A 17,185-nucleotide genomic window follows, 5' to 3' on the forward strand; every position below is an offset into this window, starting at 1 on the left:
CCACACAATGATTGGGTGATCGCCCAGGCGCGGTCGCGCCCGGGTTCCAGCGGCAGTCGTCAAAAAGGAAAGGTCAGGCGGGCGCGAGCCAGCGCTCTGCCAGCGCACCCCAGTAGGCGGCGCCGGTCAGCAGGATGTCGTCGTTGAAGTCGTAGGCCGGGTTGTGCACCATCGGCCGCGATACGCCATTGCCGATGAACAGGTAGGCGCCCGGGCAGCGTTGCAGCATCCAGGCGAAGTCTTCGCTGCCCATCAGCTTGCGGGTGTTGCCATCCACGGCCTCGGCACCGAGCAATTCCACCCCCACCTGCCGGGCGAAGGCGTTTTCCGCGGCGTGGTTGACCAACACCGGGTAGGCCGGGCGGTGTTCGATGGTGGCGCGGCAGCCAAAGCTCTCGGCCTGGCTGACGATGATCGCCCGCACCCGCTCCAGGGTCTGCGCCCGCACCTCGGCGTTCAGCGCGCGCAGGCTCAGGCGCAGCAGCGCCTGTTGCGGGATCACGTTGGCCGCTTCGCCGGCCTGCAAGGCGCCCACGGTAACCACGGCTGCCTCCTGCGCATCGATATTGCGCGCCACCACGGTTTGCAGGGCCATCACCACACTGGCCGCCGCCACCAGCGGGTCGACGGTCAGGTGCGGCATCGAGCCATGGCCGCCAACCCCGTCGAGGGTCACCGTGAGCAGGTCTTGCGAGGCCATCATCGGCCCCTCTCGAAAGCCCAGGTGCCCGGCCGGCAGCCCGGGCATGTTGTGCATGCCGAACAGTGCATCGCAAGGGAAGCGCTCCAGCAGGCCGTCGGCCAGCATCGCCTCGGCGCCACCCTGGCCCTCCTCGGCCGGCTGGAAGATCAGCGTCAGCGTCCCGTCGAACTGCCGGGTCGCCGCCAGGTAGCGCGCGGCGCCAAGCAGCATGGTGGTATGCCCGTCATGGCCGCAGGCGTGCATGCAGCCCTGGTGCCGGCTGCTGTACGCGGCGCCGGTAGCCTCGTGGATGGGCAGCGCGTCCATGTCGGCGCGCAGGCCCAGGCGGCGTGGGCTGCTGCCATTGCGCAGTACGCCGACCACGCCGGTCTTGCCGATACCGGTGTGCACTTCATAGCCCCATTCTTCGAGCAGCTGGGCAACCAGCGCCGAAGTGCGGCTTTCTTCGAAGCCCAGTTCCGGGTGAGCGTGGATATCGTGACGGATTGCGTGCAGGTCGCTGGCCACATCGTTCAGCCAGGCCAGGATGTGCTGATGTCGGGACATGTAGAGTCTCCTCGCGCGGGTGATTTCCCGTTCTTGTTGTTCGCCTTGAGGTCACGACGGGTGAGGCAGGTCGTGCTTGGCTGACAGATAAGCGCGAGGAGCGATGAAGCACAATCGAATCTGGTTTCGCACGGTGGAACCGAAACGTGGCTTGCCGGGGAGGTAGTCACTTTGGCGGCCCTACCTGCTGGCCGTAACCATCTCATCCAGACGCACGAGATGGCCGCCAGTGTTCCAGCTGAAGCGCCGCGCCACTTTTGAACCCCCAAGGCATGGGCAATCCAGGGTGTTCCACCACAGGTACTTGGACTTGTAAGTCGCATCGATGATGGTGTGCGGCAGGCCGTCATCGCTGTTCAGGTACTCGGTCATCTGGCCGCGGGCATCGAATTCGGCGAGCAGGTTGCCCTTGTCGTCATAGCGCGCTTGCCAGGTGCTGCCATCCGGTTAGCTGACCTGGGTCACCAACGTGGTCAGGTGGTGATATTCGTAGGTGGTCTTGCGGCCCAGCGGGTCGGTTTCTTCCAGCAGGCGGGCTACCCAATTTGAAATCTGTGCGAATCTCAAACCGGCAAGTAAAAAGTTTAACCAATACCTCGGCAAAGCCCCATTCGAAAAGCCCCAATGCTCAACGAAGCTTGGCAATTAACTCATCACGAGGTTTGGTGTCTTCCAAAAATGTTGCCATCCAAGTATCCATTACCTCAAATATATCAATCCCCAACTCTGGAACCATAGGATCTTCATGCCACCAAATCAAACCCTCTGTATCATTATCCTTGTCACCATCTACCGCGACATAGTCTCCGCCACCGTTTGAAAACACCGTAATCCAACGTTCAGCAAAAGAGTCATCCTCCTCATCAACCAAATTCGAAACACGTGATTGGTCACCAAGACTTTGCGGCCCCATTGAACGAGCAGGAAAAAACGTGTACCCATTGTGCACGTCCCGATAAAAATCTTGAAACCTGGCTGGAAGATGCTTGAACTCTCCATTATCAGTAGCGCCACCCTCCACAGGCACCCCGCCCACGTAATAATAGAAGCCGTTTACATCGTGAAAAACATATACTAATTCAATACTATCACCTAGCATCAATACCGTGCCCAGCAAGCTATCGTTGAGCAGCGAAATTACGGACGGGAATTCACTTGAAAAAGACTTCCAACCTTGAGGATATACAGGCGAACCCTCAAGGGCCAACCCAAACTGCTCCCAGCTTTTAGGCAATGCGACATCTGAGGGAACATCCATGCGACTAAAGCATATTTTATAATCAGAAAAAGTATTGCCGATGTCTTGAACAATATCATTAAGCGTAATCATTTCATTCTCCTAGAAGAACCCAGAAATCATTTCTTGCAATTCAACCTATAATTTCGCAGCCCGCTCCATCATACTACTTCTGAAGCCAAAATGCAGGAAGTGGCCGAGGGCGTTTTCGATGCGTTGCAGCGGCACTTCGCTGTTGGTGTCTGGCACTTCGCCGAAGTAGAAGAACAGGTTGTCGAGGGTTTGCAGGATGTAGTGGCCACCCTCGGCGCACACCAGGTACACCTGCTTGTGCGGGTTGTAGATGCGTTTGCCGGTATATGCCGTAAAAATATTGGCTCCGCCAGCACTTTGGCAGAGCCAGTCCATTTTTAACTGTTAAAGATCACGCCATCAAAATCTTACAACACAAATTTACGCAGAAAATAATTCTCGGGAAAACTCGAAGACACAGACATTTAATCCTTAAACTGCAGCCCGCGAACCAAGCCATTCTCAAAAACAGACTTGACGCGAGCAGTCACCACAATCGTAGGGCTTTCCTCTTCAGCCCTAACGACATCACTAGAAAGTATCGCCTCATTATCCAAAACTATCTTACTGAACCACCTCGGACCATCTGGCATATAGCTAAGTAACGGCTCACTAACAGACTCCGCAGTCATAGCTAAAGCTCTGCAGCTTGCTGTGCCCCGAGCGCTTCTCGATCAGGTTGCCCCACGGATCGTAACGGTACTCCTGATCCCGCCACTGTTTGATCCGGTTGTCCTTGACCTTGTCGAACTGCCGCGCGTTGAAGTCCAGACGGTTGGATGCTGGGTCGTAGCGAAACTCTTCGCTGCCCACCAATGATCCAGTATCGCGGCCACGCAACTGCCCGTTCGCTTCGTATTCGTACTTGATCTCGCCACGCAGCTTGTCGAGCGTGCGCACCAGTTCACCTGCCGGGTCGTACTGATAGCGACGGTGGATCGGGTTGTAGGCGTGCTCCACCAGCAACGAGGTATTGATGCCAGTGTTGTGCACTTGCGACAGCTTGTCCGCCGGCAGCATCGATGCGTATTGCCAGGCCTTGCGCCCCATGGCGTCATAACCGAAGCAACTGGTGAGCTTGCCTTGGGTCCGGTACACCTCGCGGTGCAGGTCGTCACGCTCCATGTCGCTGATCACCTGACCGTCCAGGTTCAGCTGGTGCAGATGCCCACTGCCGTAGTACAGGTGGTTGACCTTGCGGCCATCCGGCAGGGTCAATGTGGTCAGGTTGCTGAGCGGATCGTACTCGTAGCCGAGCGTGCCGTCGGGGGTAATTTCTTTGGTCAGCCGCCCCAGCAGATCGTAGGTGTACTCCAGCTTCTCTTCCGTGATCCCAAGCTGCTTGCCGATCCCGGTCGGTTGCCGCTCGATGCTCAGCAACCGGTCGCCGTCGTCGTACGCATAGTCTTGACGCGCATCGCGGTTGATCTTGGCGACCAACCGGCCAATGCTGTCACGCTCGAACAGCGTATGCCGCTCCGGCCGCTCGGCATTTTCGCCATAGCCAATCTCATCCAGTCGGGTCAGATGGCCACCGACGTTGTAGCTGAAACGCCGGGTCAGGTTATCCACCCGCACTTCTTCAGTCAGCCGGTCCGAAGCGTCGTAGGCAAAGCTGTACGTGGCGTTGTTCTCATTGACCAGCGCGATCAGGCGCACGGCCTTGTCATACTCGTAGCGTACCCGCTGGCCCTTGGCATCCTGGCGGCTGCTCGGCAGGCCACGGGCCGTACGCATCAAACGGGTGGTCTGGCCTTTGCCGTCGGTGTGGCTGATTACCTGGCCGTAGACGTTGTAGGTGAAGGTTTCCGCAGTACCGTCCGGGTGGCTGATACGCAGCACTTCGCCGTCGGGCTTGCGCTCCAGGGTGGTGGTCTGGTTCAGCGCATCGGTCACCGCAACAAGGTGCTGACGCTCGTCGTAGCGGTACCAGGTGCTCTTGCCCGAGCAGTCCTGATAACGCTCGACCTGTGCCAGGGTGCTCCACCGTAGGTACTTGGACTGGTAGGTCGCGTCGATGATGGTATGCGGCAGGCCGTCATCGCTGTTATGGCTCGGTCAATAGATCGGACAAACCCAATGCCCCAGGTCATTTGCCTTTATAACTAAAAAGAAATGGGGCTAAATCAGCCCCACTGAATCGATCATGTTTTTAAAGATCTATGCCCTCGAAGCATTAAATCATCAGGAAAAATAACGACCACAGCCCAGCTCAAGCAGCTCAATCACATTTTAAAACTCAACAAGCAACCAGTTCAAAATCAAGATGACTCACATCGGAACCATCAGCAACTACTGGCAGAACTGGGACAGAGATAAACTCGAGTCCATATCCGTATTCCGAACCATATTCACGAAGCCCTGCATATCCCTTGATGGACAAACTATAAATACCAGGCTCAACATCAATATAATCATTACTCGGAAGTCGAGAAGCATACTCGGCTTTGTAATTTAGGAAAAAATCTTCATCCCAGTCAAATAGCGCATTGAGATCCGAAACAATCAGGACACCAGAAACTATTACCAAAGGAAGTCCTGAATACTCGAATACCGGCTCAGGCAAATCATCCACCCCCACATTTTGACACTCTGTAAAAACAGAGTATTCTTGCTCCGAAATTTGGTATATAGGAAAAACCACCCCCTGTTCAATCGCCTGCCGCCCAAGCGCTTCGTCTTTCAAAAAAGCATTAAAGATATTTGCATCTGTTAACCCTTTGCTTTTTATGAAAGCCGCAAATTGTACCGGATCAAACAATACTATTCCTGGAGCATACAGCTCTATCAACGCACTCCGTTTCATTACCCGCATCCTCCTGCAGAATTGTTACCACTGCCTTTGCCAAGCGACTTAGTTAGGGCCTCACCAATAGTTACATCTTTCGCAAGCACTTGTCCGGTACGAGGAATTTTTAACGTGCCCTTTTGAGGGAACCCCTCGTAAGCCTTGTTTAGCTTCTTAACCAATTCTTCAGACGTCCCTTCAAACTTCTTGTTAAACGGTACACCTTCTTTCTTTATTGCATCATGGAATTGCTGATGTAGCTTATCAGAACCTTCAATCTCATTGGGGAACCATGATGGCGAGTCGAGCTTGGTACCTAGCTCTGGGAACCCATGGGTGTTTGCATGAGCACGGGGGAACGGATGGTGCCCCATACCGTCAGGTTTCAAGGGCTTCCAAAATGGCATCCACCCCCAAGGATCGATCCAGGATAGTGGATTTGGGACATATTGATATAAATTCAGACCACCATTGAGGCCAATAGGATCCTGAGTGCAAAACCTACCTATTTGCGAATCATAATAACGAAAAGTATTATAATAAATTCCCGTTTCAACATCATAGTATTGACCTTGAAAACGTAGGTTCTGCTCAACTCTATTGACGGTTATCTGCTCTATCTCACCCCATGAGCGATACGTCGCCTGCCAGACGATCTTGCCGTCACTGTTCGTAAGCTCCAACGGCGTACCAATCTGGTCAGTATGGAAGTAATAGAGCTTCTGCTCTTCCCCCTCCACCTGATCGATCCGCGCCAACGGCGCATAGCTGCCCGGCTCATACAGGTACAGGATGCTCTGCCCCGGCGTCTCCTCATGCAGCATCCGCAAGCATTGCCAGAGGAAGCGCTTCTGTTCGACCTGGCCATTGATCTCCGCCTGCTTGGCCACCCGTCGCCCAAGGCTGTCGTACCGGTACTGCCCGGTACTCTCCAGCTTGCCGTTGACCACAGTTTCCGCCCGCACCAGCCGGTTCTCGCAGTCATAGCTAAAGCTCTGCAGCTTGCTGTGTCCCGAGCGCTTCTCGATCAGGTTGCCCCACGGATCGTAACGGTACTCCTGATCCCGCCACTGTCTGATCCGGTTGTCCTTGACCTTGTCGAACTGCCGCGCATTGAAGTCCAGCCGGTTGGCCGCCGCGTCGTAGCGGAACTCCTCGCTGCCCACCAGCGAGCCGGTATCACGGCTGCGCAACTGCCCGTTGGCTTCGTACTCGTATTTGATCTCACCCCGCAGCTTGTCCAGCGTGCGCACCAGTTCACCCGCCGGGTCGTACTGATAGCGACGGTGGATCGGGTTATACGCATGCTCCACCAGCAACGAGGTATTGATCCCGGTGTTGTGCACCTGCGAAAGCTTGTCGGCCGGCAAGTTCGAGGCAAACTGCCAGGCCTTGCGCCCCATCGCGTCATAACCGAAGCAGCTGGTGAGCTTGCCCTGGGTCCGGTACACCTCGCGGTGCAGGTCGTCGCGCTCCATATCGCTGATAACCTGGCCATCCAGGTTCAGCTGGTGCAGATGCCCACTGCCGTAGTACAGGTGATTGACCTTGCGGCCATCCGGCAGGGTCAATGTGGTCAGGTTGCCGAGCGGATCGTACTCGTAGCCGAGCGTGCCGTCGGGGATGATTTCTTTGGTCAGCCGCCCCAGCAGATCGTAGGCGTACTCCAGCTTCTCTTCCGTGATCCCAAGCTGCTTGCCGATCCCGGTCGGTTGCCGCTCGATGCTCAGCAACCGGTCGCCGTCATCGTACGCATAGTCTTGACGCGCATCGCGGTTGATCTTGGCGACCAATCGGCCAATGGTGTCACGCTCAAACAGCGTATGCCGCTCCGGCCGCTCGGCATTTTCGCCATAGCCAATCTCATCCAGCCGCGTGAGATGGCCTCCGACGTTGTAGCTGAAACGCCGGGTCAGGTTATCCACCCGCACTTCTTCGCTCAGCCGGTCCGAAGCGTCATAGGCAAAGCGGTACGTGGCGTTGTTCTCATTGACCAGCGCGATCAGGCGCACGGCCTTGTCGTACTCGTAGCGTACCCGCTGGCCCTTGGCATCCTGGCGGCTGCTCGGCAGGCCACGCGCCGTACGCATCAGGCGTGTGGTCTGGCCCTTGCCGTCGGTGTGGCTGATTACCTGGCCGTAGACGTTGTAGGTGAAGGTTTCCGCGGTACCGTCCGGGTGACTGATGCGCAGCACTTCGCCGTCGGGCTTGCGCTCCAGGGTGGTGGTCTGGTTCAGCGCATCGGTCACCGCGACGAGGTGCTGGCGTTCGTCGTAGCGGTACCAGGTGCTCTTGCCCGAGCAGTCCTGATAACGCTCGACCTGGGCCAGGGTGTTCCACCACAGGTACTTGGACTTGTAAGTCGCATCGATGATGGTATGCGGCAGGCCGTCATCGCTGTTCAGGTACTCGGTCATCTGGCCGAGGGCATCGAATTCGGCGAGCAGGTTGCCCTTGTCATCGTAGCGCGCTCGCCAGGTGCTGCCGTCCGGATAGCTGACCTGGGTCACCAGCGTGGTCAGGTGGTGATATTCGTAGGTGGTCTTGCGGCCCAGCGGGTCGGTTTCTTCCAACAGGCGGGCGTATTCATCGTACTTGAAGGCGAGCCGGTTGCCGTCCGGCAAATCCAGGCCAACCATGTTGCCCTGCTCGTCCAGCTCGATGGCGTAGCGTTCGCCACCGTAGTCACGGCTGGCGAGCACGCGGTGGTCGGCGTTGTACTGCACTTCCAGCTCGCGGCCGAGCACGTCGGTGGCCCAGCTGGTGCGGGCGTCGAGGTCGTAGCGGAAGTGGTAGTGCTCGCCATCGCTGGTCCAGTGCTCGACCACGCGCGGCTTGTCGCCGAGGGTTTCCCAACGGTAGTGGCAGCCCAGGCCCAGCGCGTTGCTGTGGGTTACCATCAGGCCTTCGGCGTAGCTGAAGCTGCGCACCGTGTCGCCGTTGCGGTTGATCACCGCGCTCAGCTGGCCGTGTTCGTCATAGCGGTACTGGGTGAGCGTTTCCACCGCTTCGTTGTTCACCACGCGTTTGATGTCGGTCAGGCGACCCAGCGGGTTGTCGTAGTGCAGGTGCACGCGGGTACCGCCGGTGGCGCTGATGTCGGTCAGCGTACCATCGGGCGTGCGGGTGAAATGCAGGAAGTGGCCGAGGGCGTTTTCGATGCGTTGCAGCGGCACTTCGCTGTTGGTGTCTGGCACTTCGCCGAAATAGAAGAACAGGTTGTCGAGGGTTTGCAGGATGTAGTGGCCGCCCTCGGTGCATACCAGGTACACCTGTTCGTGCGGGTTGTAGATGCGCTGGCCCGGTTGCAAGGTCACGAACGGGATTTCGCGGCCCTGGTTGTCGGTGAGGTAGATGAACGAGCCCTGGCGGCGCAGGCTCTGCTCCCAAGGCAGCACCCAGCCGCGACCGAGCACGCTATCGACAGTCAGGTCGCTGGCGTAGAAGCGTGACCACTCGATCGGCATCAGGCCAGGCAGGCTGAAGTCGATTTCGTCGGGGATCAGTTTGCGGCCGGTGGTGAGGTCGACCGGGTTGCCGACCAGGCCGCCGATGGCCCTGCGGGCGACGGGTTCGACCACGTAGCGGCTGGCTACCTCGCCAGCGACGAAGCCGGCGGTGAACTTCAGGGCGCAAGGCATTATGGCTTTCATGCCGGCTTGCGTACCGGCCTTGATCAACTGCGCGATACCACCCGCGGCACCGGCGATGGCCATCAGCACATCCACGGTGGTGCGCAGCCACTCCGGGATCTCGTCATCCACTGGCAGATAGCGGTAGGTGCCACCGCCGATGATGACGTTGTCCGACCCACCGGAAATGGTCGCGCCGCAGGTCAGCTTGTCGCCCTTGCGTGCAGCCGCGACGCTGTTGATGAAGACATTGGTCGAGCCTTCGGCGATCTGCACCGGGCCAGGGTGCTTGTCGCAGGCACCGATGCTTTTTTCGACGCGGGCGGCCTTGCGGCTGTTGATGAAAACGTTGGGTGAGGCAGTGGTTATCGTCCCTGAGGGGGACGAGAACATACTGCCTATCGCCTCTCCGGCGGCGGTCAGCAAGCTGCCTCCGATGCCGGCTGCGAGGCCGGCCAGCAAGGCCACGCCGAACCCACAGGTGAAGGTGGCGATGGCCACCGTGGCCACCAGCGCGATGCCCAGGGCTGCCCCGATCAGGAAGCCCCCCAGCGCGCTGGTGTGCGATATCTCGTCGCCGAACCTGGCCGCTTCGAACATGAGGGATTACTCCTGTTCGCCGGACTCGGCGCTGGTTACGGACGGGGCTCGCGGCGTGAAGCTGGCCAGCAAGTTGTCCCAGTCCTGGTTCTGCTGGGCACTGAAGTCGGCCTGTGCGGTGGTGGAAAAGATCAGGGCACGCCCGGGGCTGATGATGAAAGCGGCCTGGCGCTGATACAGCGGGCGGCCCTGGTTCATGTAGTAGGCGTCGATCTGGATGCCGGCAATGGGTGCGGTAGCCGAGAGCGAGACGGCCTTGTTGCCCATGCGGGTGTAACCACGCAGCTTGGAGGTGAGCATCTTCACCTGGCGATCGACATAGGCCTGCAGCGCTTCGTCCGGCAGCAAGGTGTCACGCGAGATGGTGATGCTCAACGGTGCTGGAACACTGGCACCCAAGACGAACATGTTGACCGTGCGGTCCTCGAAACCTGCCGGCAGCGCGATGCCGCCTTCCTGCAACTCGTAATCCATGCGATGAAAATTCCTGATAGCGAAAAAATCGGGTGTCAGCCCTGCGCGAAGCCATCGAGCATGCGGTCGAACTCGGCCAGCCACTGGCTCAGGCCCGGCTTGCTTGGGTCGATCACGCTGGAAATATCCAGCCATTGCAGCGACTGGCTGCCGGCGATGGGCACCAGCGCGCCGACCAGGCGACCGTGCCGGGGCTCGTGGCCAGCATTGAAGTGGAAATCCAGGACCTTGGCCGGGTTGCCAGCCAGGAGGCAATCACGTTGACGAATCACGCGCAGTTGCGGGTTCAATTCGCGCAAAGCCTGGATCGCGCCGTCGAACAATTGCTCCAGCGGCTGCCTGGCGCGTACATCACGGCGGCGGATGCTGAGGCTGATCGGCTCGCCTTCATGCTCGATGGTGGTCTGGATGTCGCGAAAGCGAAAGCCGATCGGAAACTGCAGAGTGAAACCTGCGAAGGTGAAACCGCTGCCCACATCCTGCAACGCGGCTGGCACCGGTTCCGGCTCGGGCACAGGCTCAGGCACATGAGCGGCTTCCGCCAACCTGGCCAGCCGCGCAGCCTCCTCTTGCGCTTCGCGCCTGGCAGAGATGCGGTCGTAGATCGAGGGCTTGTACATGAACCTTGCCTCAGTCGTTGATCCGCACTGCAGCGCCAGTGATCTGGGTGGTGTCGGTGCTGGTGGTCACGATGACCTTGCCTTTGATCTCGATGCCTTCCGGGGTCAGCGTGATGCTGCTGTCGCCCACCTGCAGGATGATGTGCTGCTTGGCAGCCACCTGTATGAACTGGTTGTCGACCTGCAGGGTGTAGGAACCTTCGGTCACTTGCACCATGGTGTCTTTCTTGACCGTTTCGGTGTGCGTGCCACCCACCGTAATCGTGCGGTTGTTCCCCACATCATGGGTCTCATCCAGCTCGATCTCGGTATCCATGTTGCGCTCGGCATGCATGATGATCTGCTCGGCGCCGGCCTTGTCCTCGAAGCGGAAGAAGTTGGCGGTACCGCCGTCGCCCTTCATCGACCGGGTCAGGAAGCCACTCTGGGTCTTGTTCGCCGGCAGCGACCATGGCGGGGTGTTGGTGCTGTTGTACAGGCTGCCCATGATCAGCGGGCGGTCAGGGTTGCCGTCGAGGAACACCACCACCACTTCGTCGCCTACACGTGGGATCTGGATGCTGCCGAAGCCGCCGCTGGCACCGGATTGGGCGACGCGTACCCAGCACGAGCTGTGGTCGTTGTACTTGCCATTGCGGTCCCAGTGGAACTGGATCTTCACCCGGCCCAGCTCGTCGGTGAAGATCTCCTCACCCGGTGGGCCGACGATGATCGCGGTCTGCGGGCCGGCGATGGTCGGCTTGGGCGTGCTCAGCTGCGGGCGGAACGGGATCTTCTTGCGCACGCAACTGAAGGTGTTGAAGTAGCTGGCCTGCTGGCCGGTAAGGTAGTTGTTGTGGCCTTCGCTTTCCACGCTCATCAGCAGGAACTGGCGGTCTTCTACCGGGCCCTGGTCGTGGATGTAGTGCTGCAGCAGCTCGAAGGTGTAGCCCGGCTTCATGGCCCGACAGTTACTGGCACCTTCGAATTTCTTGCCGCGCAGCTCCAGCGCCTCGATGCGCAGGCGCAGCAGGGTTTCGCCCTCGTCGTAGGTGCCGTGGGTGTACTGGCCGGGGAAGTCGTAGATCTCGAAGTTCTCGACATCGCCCTGCTTGTTCACGCTGTTCAGCGCCACCGGCAGGCGGTTGTTGGGCTGGCGGTAGTCGAAGGTCTGCGTGGCCATCTTGCCGGACTGCAACTGGCGGTTGCCGCTCCACTGGGTGATGGAGTCGGCAGTCTCGGTGACCGAGGCGCTGTGGAAGCGGATTTGCGGTTGCTCGGGGATGTCCACCAGCGTGCTGGAGTCATCGCAAATGATCATGGTGTGGCCTTCGGCGGTGTGCTCGAAGTAGTAGAACATCCCCTCTTCCTCCAGCAGGCGCTGGACGAAGTTGAAGTCGGTTTCACGGTACTGGGTGATGTAGGTGTAGCGCTTCTGCGGACGGGTCAGGCGGAACTCGTGACGAGAGAACGCCGGGCACAGGGCGAACACTCGGTAACCACTTCCTCGACCGTGTTGCCCTGGAAGATCCGCGTGTCGAAGCGGTTCTTCAGCATCGAGAACCACGGGTTGAGGGTTGCGGTATAGCGCGCCATGCCGCCGTCGCTGCCGATGCTGGCAAAGCGTGTGAGGTAGCCGGTTATGTAGCGCGGGCCACCTTCGGCCAGTTCGATCTCGATGCTGACATGCTGGCCCAGCATCGACTTCAGCGGCACGCCGGAGTTTTCGGCAATCTCGCCAGGGCCAGTGTTAAAATAGAAAGCAAAACATACGACTGCCTCAAAGCCAGCGGTCGTCACCTAGAATTTACATTTTAATGACCGCCAAGCCCAGAACCTTCTGCCTAGTAAACTCCATCATCCAGCAAGAACAAAACCATTCAAAGCCTCGACCAATTTAGAATGCGTGAGCACTTCTTCATCTTTCCGGTTACGAATTAGAGTAAACACCTCTTTTTTTGGAGAAAGGACTTCTACCACCTCGCCCTTATAGTTTGTAATCTCAACAAACCCACTAACTACACCATTAAGATTCTCTATCTCCGACAGGAGTGTAGGGTACTTCATCAACACGCCAGACTCATCAGTGCCGGCTTCAGTCCCCGGGTTATCAAAATACACTTTAATTTTAGGGCAAACGCTCCTATTCCAATGAAAGATAGGAATCATACGCTGAATCATTTCTTTAAACTCACCCTCAGATTCGTCTCCCGAAAATTCACAGCGATGTATAGGAACACAAAGATACAAGTTCTCTCGCTTACCGTCCAGCCGCCCTTTCAAACTTCCGTGATAAGTATTGGGCACAACCAACACATGAGTAAAGCCATACTTATTCGGCGCTATATCGAATATTGTAGTCTTATCCTGACTCAAAGAGTCAGGCGCCTGCTCAACAACCTCCACAGAAAACGCCCTGTCACTTACGCCCTCAGATATAACCAGCAAATCTTTCCTATCTGTACTTTTCAAACAATATTCATAAACCACTTTTGGAAGCTTGTGCTGAAAAAAATAGCAACCAGCGTATTCGTCCACGCAAGCAAAGGACTGCAATAAGTCATCTTTAGAGAACATACCAACCTCATTCATAATCAGGCCCTACGTCCTGCCTATACCTCACGCCGTCCGCAGCCATTTTAGCGCCATCGGAACTGTTAGCAGAACGCAATCGAATACTCATATTATCTACATCATTGTAAAAATCATTCCGTGCAGCGCGAGTAGAATTATAGCCTTGTTCGTTCCAGTGTTCAACGACTGGCTTGTTGTGTTCAATTGTGATTCGGGGATCGTTCCTATGGACAACATCCATATCAGCTGTAAGAATTTTTCCTGCATCTGGTCCATCTTGGATAGTATTAGCATCCAAGACCTTATCTTTAACACCCGTACGATAACCACTTGGATATTGGGATTTTCGATTATACTGAACAGGGTTCTCACTGGTCCTAACAAACCTACCATCCGCCCCCCGCAATGGTGGACTAGCCTCAGGGCTATCCACGGGTACTTTCTTTGGCACTACCTTAACGTTTCCAAGGTTAGAACCAAAACCTTGCACTTTAATTTCGTAACGGGCATCAAAGGCTTTGCCACCCTTTGCGCCAATCCCCCCCCCAAGCAAAGCCCCACCAAATGCCATCAGTTTCTGGCCATCAGAACCTTCACCAAATAGCTCGCCGCCAGCCCAATGCCCAGCCATTCCGCCCGCAATACCACCTGCCAATCCCGCCATCACCAGCACTGGACTTGCCAATACAAAAGCACTAGCCAGCCCCAACGCCATCACCGAACGCTCAAGCCAAACAGGAACTTCCGGGTCAATTGCATCAGTCGTCGCTGTTCCCCCTCCTATACACACATTAGGGGAGCCAGCACTTATTTTTGCATCACAAACTGTCCGGTCACCGACTCGAGCCGCAGGTTGACCATTGATATAAACCGAGTCACTACCCTGGGCCAATATCTTAGGTCCCCCTGGATGATCCGAACACTCGGCATTATCCAGATGAGCCCTCGCAGCAGGCTTCCCATTTATATAAACGTTACTTGAGCCTGATCGTATTTGCCCCGTTTCACTACAAGCGAAAGATAGGCTACCAATCAGTTGACCGATTCCAGCGCCAGTAGCTGCTCCCGCACCAACCATCGCGGCTAGCGCTACAGCCCCAAGCCCGCCGGTTCCGATAACGGCAATACCTATGAGTACCGCGCCAGCACCAATTGCTAAGCCAGCAAGCAATCCACCTAAAGCGCTGGAGTGCTCGATTGGATCATCTAATCTCGCAGCAGCCGCAGTCATGCTGATTCGGCCTGTTCAGCATCCCCCTCGTTCGCAGGCAGATAGCGCAGTTGAAGACTTTCAACCAACGTATCGAAAGCACTACGCTCCTCCGCCGTCATGCCTTTGGGACTGTTGCTCGTACCGGTAATTTGCATGAGCAAAGGCCGCTTGTGCTCATCCTGGTGCAGAAAAATCAGCTGTACTTGATGAACCGGTTGGCCTTGTTGTCGCCAACGGAACTCGACACGTCGTGCCTCCAATCCAGCTACCTCTACCGGGGAAACCGGCTCGATCCACTGAACATGGGACAACGTCTTTTTCAACTCACCAAGCAGTTGTTGCGCAAGCGTCTCCAAGTCCGCATCCGGCTCCACTGGCGAACGCCCCACGACGAACGAGAACGGGCTAGGTCCGATGTCCGTCAGCGTGAAGACGTGAAACGTCTTGTCTTTTAAATTTTCTGGACGAACGAAACTCAATTCATTTGTAAGAAAACGCTCTGGTGGAGGGGACTCTGCATTGCGAGCCTCCTCTTCTAGACGCTCACGCTCCAGGCGCTCTTCGCGTTCGCGCCGTTCAGATAATCGGTCGTAGATGTTTCGACGCATGGGACTTTCCTTGTCACTAATCAAGACTTGTTCAAATTGATTATTTTGCTGCCTGCAACGTCCACGGAGATGCCTGACAGGGTAATCGTGCCATCCGATTTCATTTCCAGCTTGCTGCTTCCGACCTCCAACGTGATGGACGTTGCAGCCTTAATTTTCACTGCCCCTTGATCCACCGTCACAAAATACGAACCCTCCTCCACCGCAATACTGGTCTCCAGTTTGATCGTTTCGGAATGTTTGCCTTCGACGTTGATCGTTCGATTCCCGCCCACCTTGAGACTGTCATCTGCCTCAACCTCAGTATCCAGATTGCGCTCGGCGTGCATGATGATCTGCTCGGCACCAGCCTTGTCTTCGAAGCGGAAGAAGTTGGCATTCGACCCTTTGCCCTTCATCGACCGGGTCAGGAAGCCACTCTGGGTCTTGTTCGCCGGCAGCGACCATGGCGGGGTGTTGGTGCTGTTGTACAGGCTGCCCATGATCAGCGGCCGGTCGGGGTTGCCGTCGAGGAACACCACCACCACTTCGTCGCCTACACGTGGGATCTGGATGCTGCCGAAGCCGCCGCTGGCACCGGATTGGGCGACGCGGACCCAGCAGGAGCTGTGGTCGTTGTACTTGCCATTGCGGTCCCAGTGGAACTGGATCTTTACCCGGCCCAGTTCGTCGGTGAAGATTTCCTCACCCGGTGGGCCGACGATGATCGCGGTCTGCGGGCCGGCGATGGTCGGCTTGGGCGTGCTCAGCTGCGGGCGGAACGGGATCTTCTTGCGCACGCAACTGAAGGTGTTGAAGTAGCTGGCCTGCTGGCCGGTAAGGTAGTTGTTGTGGCCTTCGCTTTCCACGCTCATCAGCAGGAACTGGCGGTCTTCTACCGGGCCCTGGTCGTGGATGTAGTGCTGCAGCAGCTCGAAGGTGTAGCCCGGCTTCATGGCCCGACAGTTACTGGCACCTTCGAATTTCTTGCCGCGCAGCTCCAGCGCCTCGATGCGCAGGCGCAGCAGGGTTTCGCCCTCGTCGTAGGTGCCGTGGGTGTACTGGCCGGGGAAGTCGTAGATCTCGAAGTTCTCGACATCGCCCTGCTTGTTCACGCTGTTCAGCGCCACCGGCAGGCGGTTGTTGGGCTGGCGGTAGTCGAAGGTCTGCGTGGCCATCTTGCCGGATTGCAACTGGCGGTTGCCGCTCCACTGGGTGATGGAGTCGGCAGTCTCGGTGACCGAGGCGCTGTGGAAGCGGATTTGCGGTTGCTCGGGGATGTCCACCAGCGTGCTGGAGTCATCGCAGATGATCATGGTGTGGCCTTCGGCGGTGTGCTCGAAGTAGTAGAACATCCCCTCTTCCTCCAGCAGGCGCTGGACGAAGTTGAAGTCGGTTTCACGGTACTGGGTGATGTAGGTGTAGCGCTTCTGCGGACGGGTCAGGCGGAACTCGTGACGAGAGAACGCCGGGCACAGGGCGAACACCTCGGTAACCACTTCCTCGACCGTGTTGCCCTGGAAGATCCGCGTGTCGAAGCGGTTCTTCAGCATCGAGAACCACGGGTTGAGGGTTGCGGTATAGCGCGCCATGCCGCCGTCGCTGCCAATGCTGGCAAAGCGTGTGAGGTAGCCGGTTATGTAGCGCGGGCCGCCTTCGGCCAGTTCGATCTCGATGCTGACATGCTGGCCCATCATGGATTTGAGCGGCACGCCGGAGTCTTCGCAGACCAGCAGCAGTTCGTAGTTGAACGCCCGCGACAGGGCTTCGGTGCCCTTGAAGGTTTCCAGCAGCAGTTCCTGCTCGGGGTTGGCCAGGTTGTGAAACTTGAACAGGCGGCGGTTCTGCGGCGACAGCAGCGCGGAGGCCAGGTCCATGATCATGCGAAATCTCCTTGAAAACACGGCCAGCACGCGCTTGCGATGCTCAGCTGCAACCCTGATCTTGCGGGCGTATTCTGCATGCGCGCATAACACGCGTGCTCTGCGGAATCATGCGACTGCCTGCAGAAAGGAAAGTGCCATCATGCATTGAAATTAATGCGACATGGTTCACATTCCCGAATGCCAGGCAGGCAGAAAGGCCCAAAGGAAACACCGGCAAAAGCTGCCCTGTCAACTCACTACAGGCCTAGAAAAACCGGGCGATTCCGCCCTGCAA

Annotated in this window: 11 protein-coding genes and 3 pseudogenes; all 14 read right to left on the bottom strand. The window is 57.3% G+C overall.

From position 1 onward, the window contains the following. Window positions 1-73: 73 nt before the first annotated feature. Window positions 74-1,249 carry a M20 aminoacylase family protein gene (locus QN085_RS13620; RefSeq protein WP_013972736.1) on the bottom strand — a complete coding sequence of 392 codons (1,176 nt, stop codon included), beginning with the start codon at window positions 1,247-1,249 and terminating at the stop codon, window positions 74-76. 282 nt (window positions 1,250-1,531) lie between these two features. Beyond that, a pseudogene (locus QN085_RS25990) lies at window positions 1,532-1,786 on the bottom strand (hypothetical protein); the annotation flags it as partial. Between the two features lie 91 nt (window positions 1,787-1,877). Then, a complete protein-coding gene (locus QN085_RS13630) occupies window positions 1,878-2,579 on the bottom strand; it encodes an SMI1/KNR4 family protein (protein ID WP_023662902.1) in 702 nt (233 codons plus the stop codon). Window positions 2,580-2,624: 45 nt separating this feature from the next. Continuing rightward, entirely contained in the window at window positions 2,625-2,894 is a 270-nt protein-coding gene (locus tag QN085_RS13635) for a hypothetical protein (protein ID WP_023662903.1), read from the bottom strand. Window positions 2,895-3,182: 288 nt separating this feature from the next. Continuing rightward, a pseudogene (locus QN085_RS13640) lies at window positions 3,183-4,607 on the bottom strand (type IV secretion protein Rhs); the annotation flags it as partial. A 190-nt stretch (window positions 4,608-4,797) separates the two neighbouring features. Next, window positions 4,798-5,364, bottom strand: coding sequence for a hypothetical protein (locus QN085_RS13645; protein ID WP_023662905.1), 567 nt, complete (start codon window positions 5,362-5,364; stop codon window positions 4,798-4,800). After that, window positions 5,364-9,578, bottom strand: coding sequence for an RHS repeat-associated core domain-containing protein (locus QN085_RS13650; RefSeq protein WP_285686756.1), 4,215 nt, complete (start codon window positions 9,576-9,578; stop codon window positions 5,364-5,366). The genes QN085_RS13645 and QN085_RS13650 overlap by 1 nt, the downstream gene beginning before the upstream one ends. Before the next feature lie 6 nt (window positions 9,579-9,584). After that, window positions 9,585-10,052, bottom strand: a complete 468-nt coding sequence (locus tag QN085_RS13655) for a DcrB-related protein (RefSeq protein ID WP_003260502.1) — start codon at window positions 10,050-10,052, stop codon at window positions 9,585-9,587. Between the two features lie 35 nt (window positions 10,053-10,087). Continuing rightward, window positions 10,088-10,672, bottom strand: a complete 585-nt coding sequence (locus QN085_RS13660) for a hypothetical protein (RefSeq protein WP_013972739.1) — start codon at window positions 10,670-10,672, stop codon at window positions 10,088-10,090. A gap of 10 nt (window positions 10,673-10,682) precedes the next feature. After that, window positions 10,683-12,376 (bottom strand): annotated as a pseudogene (gene tssI / locus QN085_RS13665) (type VI secretion system tip protein TssI/VgrG); the annotation flags it as partial. 132 nt (window positions 12,377-12,508) lie between these two features. Beyond that, complete coding sequence (locus tag QN085_RS13670; protein ID WP_023663423.1) at window positions 12,509-13,228, bottom strand: hypothetical protein; 720 nt, start codon at window positions 13,226-13,228, stop codon at window positions 12,509-12,511. A gap of 7 nt (window positions 13,229-13,235) precedes the next feature. Then, a complete protein-coding gene (locus tag QN085_RS13675; RefSeq protein WP_082041833.1) occupies window positions 13,236-14,456 on the bottom strand; it encodes a PAAR domain-containing protein in 1,221 nt (406 codons plus the stop codon). Beyond that, entirely contained in the window at window positions 14,453-15,046 is a 594-nt protein-coding gene (locus QN085_RS13680; protein ID WP_023663421.1) for a DcrB-related protein, read from the bottom strand. Before QN085_RS13680 ends, QN085_RS13675 begins: the two co-directional genes overlap by 4 nt. Before the next feature lie 20 nt (window positions 15,047-15,066). After that, window positions 15,067-16,908: a type VI secretion system Vgr family protein gene (locus tag QN085_RS13685; protein WP_031325832.1), complete on the bottom strand. Its 1,842-nt coding sequence runs from the start codon at window positions 16,906-16,908 to the stop codon at window positions 15,067-15,069. Between the last annotated feature and the right edge of the window lie 277 nt (window positions 16,909-17,185).

It is taken from the genome of Pseudomonas sp. M2(2023), assembly GCF_030263955.1.
Taxonomy (GTDB): Bacteria; Pseudomonadota; Gammaproteobacteria; order Pseudomonadales; family Pseudomonadaceae; genus Aquipseudomonas; species Aquipseudomonas asiatica.

Bases quoted from the DNA above. Each gene is read 5' to 3' on its own strand.
- QN085_RS13620 (WP_013972736.1), bottom strand. From the start codon at position 1,249: ATGTCCCGACATCAGCACATCCTGGCCTGGCTGAACGATGTGGCCAGC.
- QN085_RS13630 (WP_023662902.1), bottom strand. From the start codon at position 2,579: ATGATTACGCTTAATGATATTGTTCAAGACATCGGCAATACTTTTTCT.
- QN085_RS13635 (WP_023662903.1), bottom strand. From the start codon at position 2,894: ATGGACTGGCTCTGCCAAAGTGCTGGCGGAGCCAATATTTTTACGGCA.
- QN085_RS13645 (WP_023662905.1), bottom strand. From the start codon at position 5,364: ATGAAACGGAGTGCGTTGATAGAGCTGTATGCTCCAGGAATAGTATTG.
- QN085_RS13650 (WP_285686756.1), bottom strand. From the start codon at position 9,578: ATGTTCGAAGCGGCCAGGTTCGGCGACGAGATATCGCACACCAGCGCG.
- QN085_RS13655 (WP_003260502.1), bottom strand. From the start codon at position 10,052: ATGGATTACGAGTTGCAGGAAGGCGGCATCGCGCTGCCGGCAGGTTTC.
- QN085_RS13660 (WP_013972739.1), bottom strand. From the start codon at position 10,672: ATGTACAAGCCCTCGATCTACGACCGCATCTCTGCCAGGCGCGAAGCG.
- QN085_RS13670 (WP_023663423.1), bottom strand. From the start codon at position 13,228: ATGTTCTCTAAAGATGACTTATTGCAGTCCTTTGCTTGCGTGGACGAA.
- QN085_RS13675 (WP_082041833.1), bottom strand. From the start codon at position 14,456: ATGACTGCGGCTGCTGCGAGATTAGATGATCCAATCGAGCACTCCAGC.
- QN085_RS13680 (WP_023663421.1), bottom strand. From the start codon at position 15,046: ATGCGTCGAAACATCTACGACCGATTATCTGAACGGCGCGAACGCGAA.
- QN085_RS13685 (WP_031325832.1), bottom strand. From the start codon at position 16,908: ATGATCATGGACCTGGCCTCCGCGCTGCTGTCGCCGCAGAACCGCCGC.